Raw genomic sequence first — 7,051 nt, forward strand, 5'->3', positions numbered from 1 at the left:
ATGGCGTATTCGTTGCTGCTCTGCTGCCACTGGTTTTCACTCTGGGCCTGATACCAGCCTTTTTCATTGTTCTGACCCATCAATCCCGTCAGAAAACCGATAATACGGGAGGTGGCCTCCACCGCCGCGTCGGCACTTTTCGCCTTTACCGAGAACTCGCTCATTTGGGTGCTTGGAGCCAAAGTCCGGCTGACGGTATAGGGGAAGACGATGATGTTATCCATGGACCACTGGCTGTCCGCGTCCTTTTCCTTATAGACGCCCACCACGGTAAAGGGCAGGCCGTTGACCTGCATCTCTTTTCCCACCGGGTCCACGTAATTGAAAAAGGTCTGTGCCGCCCGCGCCCCCAGGACGCAGACCTGCTTATACTCCTGAATGTCAAGCAAAGACAGGTCTCGGCCTTTTTCCAGCTCAAAATTGTTGCAAATGGAATACTGGTCGCTGCCGAAGTAAAGTGTGGGGGGCATTTCCGTGTTCTGGCTGCCGCCCCCTCCGCCGCTGCTGGATACCGCTACGCCGCCGCCCATATATCTCATTCCGCCGTCTCCGCCCATTTTTTTGCTGTTTTTCGTCCCGTAGACCACGGTGGCGTCAAACTGGCTGTTGGGCGTCACACCGTCCACGCTGTCGTTAAGCTGCAAACAAAAATCATACAGGTCCTGAAACACATCCTGCCCGTTATTGTAGCTGGCATAGACAGTGATCTTGTTGGTGCCCATGGCCGCCATCATTTCCATGCTCTTCTGGTTGGACCCGTTGATGACAGAGACAATGGTCATGACGGAGGCAATGCCGATGATGATGCCAAGCATCGTCAGTGCAGACCGGCCCTTGTTTCCCAAAATAGATTTCAGCGCCATTTTCAGCGCCTGCCCGATTTTCATAGCCAATCCACCTCCTGGGGACGGTCTTCAATCTTCTTTCCGTCCGTCAGGCGCACCACCCGGCGGGCCGTAGCGGCAATCCCGTTGTCGTGGGTGATGAGGATGACAGTGCTGCCGTCCTTATTAAGCTGCTGAAGAAACTTCAGCACTTCGCTTCCCGTGTGGGAATCCAGTGCGCCGGTGGGCTCGTCGGCCATCACGATGGGGGGCTTGGTGGAGATGGCCCGTGCAATGGCGACCCGCTGCTGCTGACCGCCGGACATCTCCGATGGTTTGTGCTTGGTGCGGTCCGCAAGGCCCACCTTCTCCAGCGCCTCCAAGGCAAGCACCCGGCGCTTTTCCATCCCAATACCCTGATAAATCAAGGGTAGTTCCACATTTTCCAGCACACTGAGGTTTTGCACCAGATTGTACTGCTGGAAAATAAAACCAATCTGCTTATTGCGGATGTGGCTGAGCTCTTTGTCGCTGAGTTCCCTTACGTTCACCCCGTCCAGCAAATAGTCTCCTCTGGTGGGAATGTCGAGACAGCCCAGCACGTTCATCATGGTGGACTTTCCCGAGCCGGACTGGCCCACGATAGCCACAAACTCTCCCCGCTCAATGTCAAGGGAAATGCCGTCCAGAGCACGAACTTCGCTTTCAAGCCCCTCCGCATAGATTTTATAAACTTCCTTCAATTCGATCAGCATGGGCCTTACCATCCATAGGAGTTTTCCATCCGTGTGGTGGTGAATACAACGGTACCCTCTTCCACGCCGGACTTAATCTCCACGTTATAGTTGTCGGAAATGCCGATTTCCACCGGTACGGGATAGTATCCCTCCGGGATACCGTCCACGGGGACTGATAGCTCCGCGGCGTTCTCCGGGGCTTTCGACGCTTTAATGAAAACCACGTAGCCAGAGGAGCCGTCCGCAAACTGGGCGTTTTTCACGCTCTGGATGGGCAGCGTCAGGCAGTTGTCGTTCTGGCTGGCAACCAGAGTATAGGTGACGTTGCTGCCGCTCATAAGCGAACCGTCAAGGTTGTCCACAGAAACCACCATGGGATAGGCCGCCACACCGTTTTCCACCTTGCTGTTGAGACTGACGGATTGCACCATTCCCATAAATGGGGTTCCCCACTGGTCCAGATCCACCGACATTCCAGCCTTTACATAGCCGATGTTCCGCTCGTCTACCGTGGCGTCAATCAGGATGGTGGTGGTGTCGGCAATGGAAATAACCGTGGTATTTGCAGCAACCTCCGCCCCGATAGTAAGCGCAAGCCCCATCACCGTTCCGTCGATGGGAGCCACGGCGCTGCAGTTATCCAGATTCTCCTGGGCGGTTTTCAGCGTTTTCTGCGCGTCTGTCAGGCTTTGCTCCAGAGAAAACAGCTCGTTCTCGCTATTTTCACCGTCAATCTGTACCAGCACCTTTCCGGGGGTCACATCCAGATAGTCCAGCAACCCGGTAGATACAATCGTTCCGTTGACGGTGGTCTTCAAATCAATAATGCGGTTGTATTCCAGCTTCCCGGCCTCATAGGGATACACGCTTTCGCCCCCCGCCGTAAGCACGGCGGAGGCAACCATATCCCCGGTCAGCGTGCCGGGATTCTTGATGGAAAATTCCACCTCGAACAACCGGGAGCCCTCCGGAGAAATCCGATCCACCATATGTACTGCGGAGACGGTGCCGGTGACATTCCCCATCAGCGCGGGAATGGATACGTCGGCAGTCTGCCCCACCCGGATGTCGCCCTGATAGGCGTAGCTGTAATACTGCTGAAGCTTCATGGTGCGGTCGTCCACCAGCGTGGCCACCTTTGTGCCCTTGCTGATATCCTCGCCCACGTTCAGCTTCACGATGTCCTTCAGCTTCCCGGCGAAGGGCGGGGTCAGATTCAAGCCCGCAATATCTTTCTGCATGGCGTTGAGCTGCTTCTGAAAGCCGTCCACATCCTTCCGGGCCTTCTCCACAGCGGTACGGGCAGTTTCGGAATCAATCACAAAGAGCGGTGTTCCTGCCGTGACCTGCTGTCCCTCCGTGACGAAAACCTCCTGCACGGTGCCGGAGGTGGTCAGGGTGATGGTTTTGCTCTCCTTGGCTTTGGTTATACCGCTTCCCTGCACGGTGGACGTGATGGAATTGTACACCACCGTGTCCTCCACCACCTCTGCCTCCGCCTGTGCGCCGCCCCCCAGGAGCTTTGACAGCGCAATCACCACAACCAAAGTCACACCGCCGATGATTCCCCAGCGGATCAGCTTCTTTTTCTTCTTTGGCGTCATAGGCGGGCGTTTGGGCTTCTCCTTGCCCGCCGAAACCTCGCCTGCGGGTACGCTTTCACTCCCAGACGCCGAGACCTCAACCTCTTCCGGTGCTGCCTCCCCGCTTTTCATCGGATCTTTCACTTCTGCCATTTGCTGTTCCTTTCCCACAGAGCCGCCTGTGACAAAAAATAACTGTATCAATCAGGTTAATACAGTATGACGCGCAAATCAACAACAAAACAGTTACAGTTCAGGTATCCGGCTGTTTTCAAGACTGATCTGCCGCCCGCAGTTTCTCATTATTTATATGACGCGGGATCGATCAAAAAAGTTTCAGAAAATCAACATTTTTTGCGCTTTTACGTTTGCATGAAAAAAGCCCCGCCGATGAACGGCGGGGCCTTTCCAATAGAAGGTTTACGGCGATCAGGCAATTGAGGCCTGATCCTTCTTGGCCGAGAAGCGCTGATAGACAACCAGCGCAGCCATAATCGCAAGGCCCGAGACGTCCGTCACCGTTCCGGGAATCATCATGCCCAGACCGCCAAGGACAAACAGGATGCGCAGCAGCCAGTTGATCTTCTTGTACAGGAATCCGCCAAGGCCCGCCGCAATACCGAACATACCCAACAGGGCTGTGATCACAATAATCACCATGTCATACCATTGGGCGTCGATGCCCAGCATCACGGGACTGAAGGCAAAGATATACGGTACAACGAACGCGGCGATAGCGAGTCTCGTTGCATTTACTCCGGTTTTCATGGGGTTGCCCTTTGCAATGGCAGCACCGGCATAGGCCGCCAGCGCCACGGGAGGCGTAATATCCGCCACAATGCCGAAGTAGAACACGAAGAAGTGAGCCACAATGATGGGGAAGCCCATCTGCACCAGAATCGGGGCGCAGGTGGAGGCCATAATACAGTAGTTCGCCGTGGTGGGAACGCCCATGCCCAGAATGATACAGGCAATCATGGTCAGGAACAGGGCGATCAGCGGAATGCCCATGGATGCAGCCAGAATACCGCCCAGAAGCTTAGACGCAAGGCCGGTGACGGTGATACAGCCGGCGATCATACCCGCCATGGCGCAGGCCACGGCAACGGTAATCACGTTTCTACCGCCGTTCTCCAGCGCATCAATAATCTTGGTAAGATTCAGCCGCTCGTCCTTATTGATAAAGCCCACCACAATGGCAATGAGAATGGCTACGGCGGCGGAGAACTGCATGGTGTAGGTGTTGGTGGACACAAGCACCACCAGAATCACCAGCGGCAGCAACAGGTACATTTTTTTCATCAATTTGCCGATCTTAGGCAGTTCGCTCTTGGGAATACCTCTCAGTCCCAGACGCTTTGCCTCCAGATGGACAGCAATGTAGATGCCGGCGAAATACAGGAATGCGGGAAGAATTGCCCGAAGGGCAACCTGCGCATAGCTTATGCCGATGTACTCGGACATCAAAAATGCGGCAGCGCCCATGATGGGAGGCATAATCTGTCCGCCGGTAGAGGACGCAGCTTCCACCGCACCCGCAAATTCCGGCGCATAGCCGGTCCTTTTCATCATCGGAATAGTGACGGAGCCGGTGGTAACCGTGTTGCCCACGGAGGAGCCGGACACCATTCCGCACAGCGCGGAGGAAATGACCGCCACCTTGGCGGGTCCGCCAGCGGCGGCGCCGCAAAGGGAGTTTGCAACCTGAATAAAGAAGTTTGCAATACCCGTCCGCTCCAAAAACGCGCCGAAGATGATAAACACCACGATGTACTTGGCGCAGACGTTAATAGGCGTGGACATAATGCCGGAGGAGGTATAGAACAGGGTATAGATCACCCGGCGAATGACCATAAAGCCCGTCGCGTTGGGTGTTTGGAACATATTATAAAAAGTGTAGATCAGAAGGAGGCTCAACACAACCAGGATGGGGAGTCCGACGCTTCGACGGCACAGCTCCATCAGAGCCACAATCGCAACCAGACCCAGCACAATCATATACGGCTCAATTCTGGCGGAAAGCTTGATGATCTGCACGGCGTTGGCTGCATAATAGAAGAACGGCAGGGAGCCGCACAGCATTAAAATCACATCGTACCAGGGCACGCTGTTGACTTTCACGTTGCCCTTCTTGGCGGGATAGGTCAGATAGCCCATAATGGCAATCAGACCCACAAACACGGTCAGCCGCTTTTCCGGCATGGCGTTGCTGAACAAGGTCACCCAAATGCTGTATGCCGAGAACGCCACCATCAGCCAGCGGATTACCTGTTTGGGCATGCCCTCCCAGACCCGGACGTTGGATTCACGGTCATACTTTTTCATAACTGCTTCAACGTCGGCCGCGGTGCCCACATCCACATTCTGGGGGATGTTCATGGCAGCGGTATCCTCTAAAGGACGCTCTTGTTTCTCGTCCCCGGATTTGTCTTTAAATAAACTCATACCTTCTCCTTAACTCATGAGGTAAATACAGAAAGCAACCGCGGCGGGCGGATGCCCGCCGCGGCCACTTGCATCTAAATGCTGGTCCCGATGTTTACTTCGTGGGAACGGTAATGCCCTTCTCAGCAAAATACTTGGCAGCGCCGGGATGATAGGGAACAGAGGTCACGGAAGAGGCAAACTCCAGATTCAGCTCGGTGCCCTTGGCATGCTGGGCGGAGATAGCTTCCAGATTTTCAAAGATGGTGGAGACAAACTCATAGATGGCCTGCTCGCTGACGTCGTCGCGGGCGACGACCACAGCGCCGATGGCCACGGTGTTGGTATCCACGTCCAGACCCTCATAGGTGCCGGCGGGGATGGTGTACTGAGCGTAGTAGGGAGAGGTCTCCAGCAGCTTTGCAATGTGCGCATCATCCAGGCTTACCAGATACACGCTCTTGGCGGTGGCCAGAGAGGTGATGGCGGTGGTAGGAGCGCCGGCCACGACGAAGGCCGCATCCAGCTTGCCGTCCTGCAGCGCGTCAGCACTGTCGCCGAAGCCCTGATAGGTGGGGTTAATGTCCTGCTCGGTAAGATCATAGGCGCCCAGAAGGTCGATGGCGTTGTAGTACACACCGGAACCGGCAGCGCCGATGGAGACGTTCTTGCCCTTCAGATCGGCAACAGTCTTGATGTCGGGGTTGGTGGTGACAATCTGCACCTGCTCCATGTAGAGGTTGGCCACGGTGGAGATGTCGGTAACGGCACCGGTATCCGCAAACAGGTTGGTGCCCGCATACGCATAGGACATTACATCGGACTGGGCAAAGCCCAACTGAGCCGCGCCGTCCTGCAGGTTCTCAATGTTGTTCTGAGAGCCGCCGGACTCGATGGCGACAACGCTCATGCCGGTATTGCTGGTGACATACTGGCTCAGCACGCCGCCAAAGGCATAGTATGTACCCTGAGAACCGCCGGTAGAGAAGGTCAGGGAATCGGTGGCGCCAGCGGCGGCGCCGGAGGAAGCGGCCCCGCTGCCGGAACCCGCGGGAGGCGTGGTTCCTCCATTGTTTCCGCAACCGGAGAGGACAGAGGCCATCATCAAAGTGGCCAGGAAAAGAGACATTAGTTTTTTCATCGCAATACTCCTTTTCTTTCATTCAATCTGCTCGGGACTTGTTATATTGTAGCGTAATAATTGGAAAGTTTCAACATGCTTTTCGGCGATTTGTGCAAATTTTTTTCAAGACTATGAATTTTTCCTTGCAAAACGCCAAATTTATTCTTGCATGACTACAAATAAAATGCAGTCAATATTTTCCCGACATCCCTTTTCTTTATAAAAAATTTATAAAAAATTCATAAAAATCAAGAAATATGTGTAAAAATGATAAAAACAAGTGCAGGACGGGACGCGAAAAAATTTTTTCGCGTCCCGTCCAATTTCTTCAAAATGCCAGGAATCTTCTTTGTGCATTTT

At 54.4% G+C, this 7,051-nt stretch carries 5 protein-coding genes; all 5 read right to left on the minus strand.

Annotation, left to right across the window (positions count from 1 at the left end):
- Positions 1-887: ABC transporter permease (locus B2W96_RS11595; RefSeq protein WP_293010582.1), on the minus strand; the 887-nt coding region annotated here is incomplete at its 3' end.
- The gene (locus B2W96_RS11600) at positions 884-1,579 is read right to left on the minus strand and encodes an ABC transporter ATP-binding protein (protein ID WP_293010584.1); all 696 of its coding nucleotides are present in this window, start codon (positions 1,577-1,579) and stop codon (positions 884-886) included. The genes B2W96_RS11595 and B2W96_RS11600, both read right to left, overlap by 4 nt.
- Positions 1,580-1,584: 5 nt before the next feature.
- Positions 1,585-3,297 (minus strand): efflux RND transporter periplasmic adaptor subunit, encoded by a 1,713-nt coding sequence (locus B2W96_RS11605; protein ID WP_293010586.1) that lies wholly within the window; start codon positions 3,295-3,297, stop codon positions 1,585-1,587.
- A 276-nt stretch (positions 3,298-3,573) separates the two neighbouring features.
- On the minus strand, positions 3,574-5,589 hold the full coding sequence (locus B2W96_RS11610; RefSeq protein WP_349680152.1) for a TRAP transporter permease: 2,016 nt from the start codon (positions 5,587-5,589) through the stop codon (positions 3,574-3,576).
- 94 nt (positions 5,590-5,683) lie between these two features.
- Positions 5,684-6,709, minus strand: a complete 1,026-nt coding sequence (locus B2W96_RS11615; protein WP_293010588.1) for a TAXI family TRAP transporter solute-binding subunit — start codon at positions 6,707-6,709, stop codon at positions 5,684-5,686.
- Between the last annotated feature and the right edge of the window lie 342 nt (positions 6,710-7,051).

Source organism: Oscillibacter sp. UBA6647 (assembly GCA_002455655.1).
Lineage (GTDB): Bacteria > Bacillota > Clostridia > Oscillospirales > Oscillospiraceae > Oscillibacter.

What these genes read in the sequence shown, in the direction of transcription:
- B2W96_RS11610 (WP_349680152.1), bottom strand. Translation starts at nt 5,589, where the DNA reads ATGAGTTTATTTAAAGACAAATCCGGGGACGAGAAACAAGAGCGTCCT.
- B2W96_RS11600 (WP_293010584.1), bottom strand. Translation starts at nt 1,579, where the DNA reads ATGCTGATCGAATTGAAGGAAGTTTATAAAATCTATGCGGAGGGGCTT.
- B2W96_RS11605 (WP_293010586.1), bottom strand. Translation starts at nt 3,297, where the DNA reads ATGGCAGAAGTGAAAGATCCGATGAAAAGCGGGGAGGCAGCACCGGAA.
- B2W96_RS11615 (WP_293010588.1), bottom strand. Translation starts at nt 6,709, where the DNA reads ATGAAAAAACTAATGTCTCTTTTCCTGGCCACTTTGATGATGGCCTCT.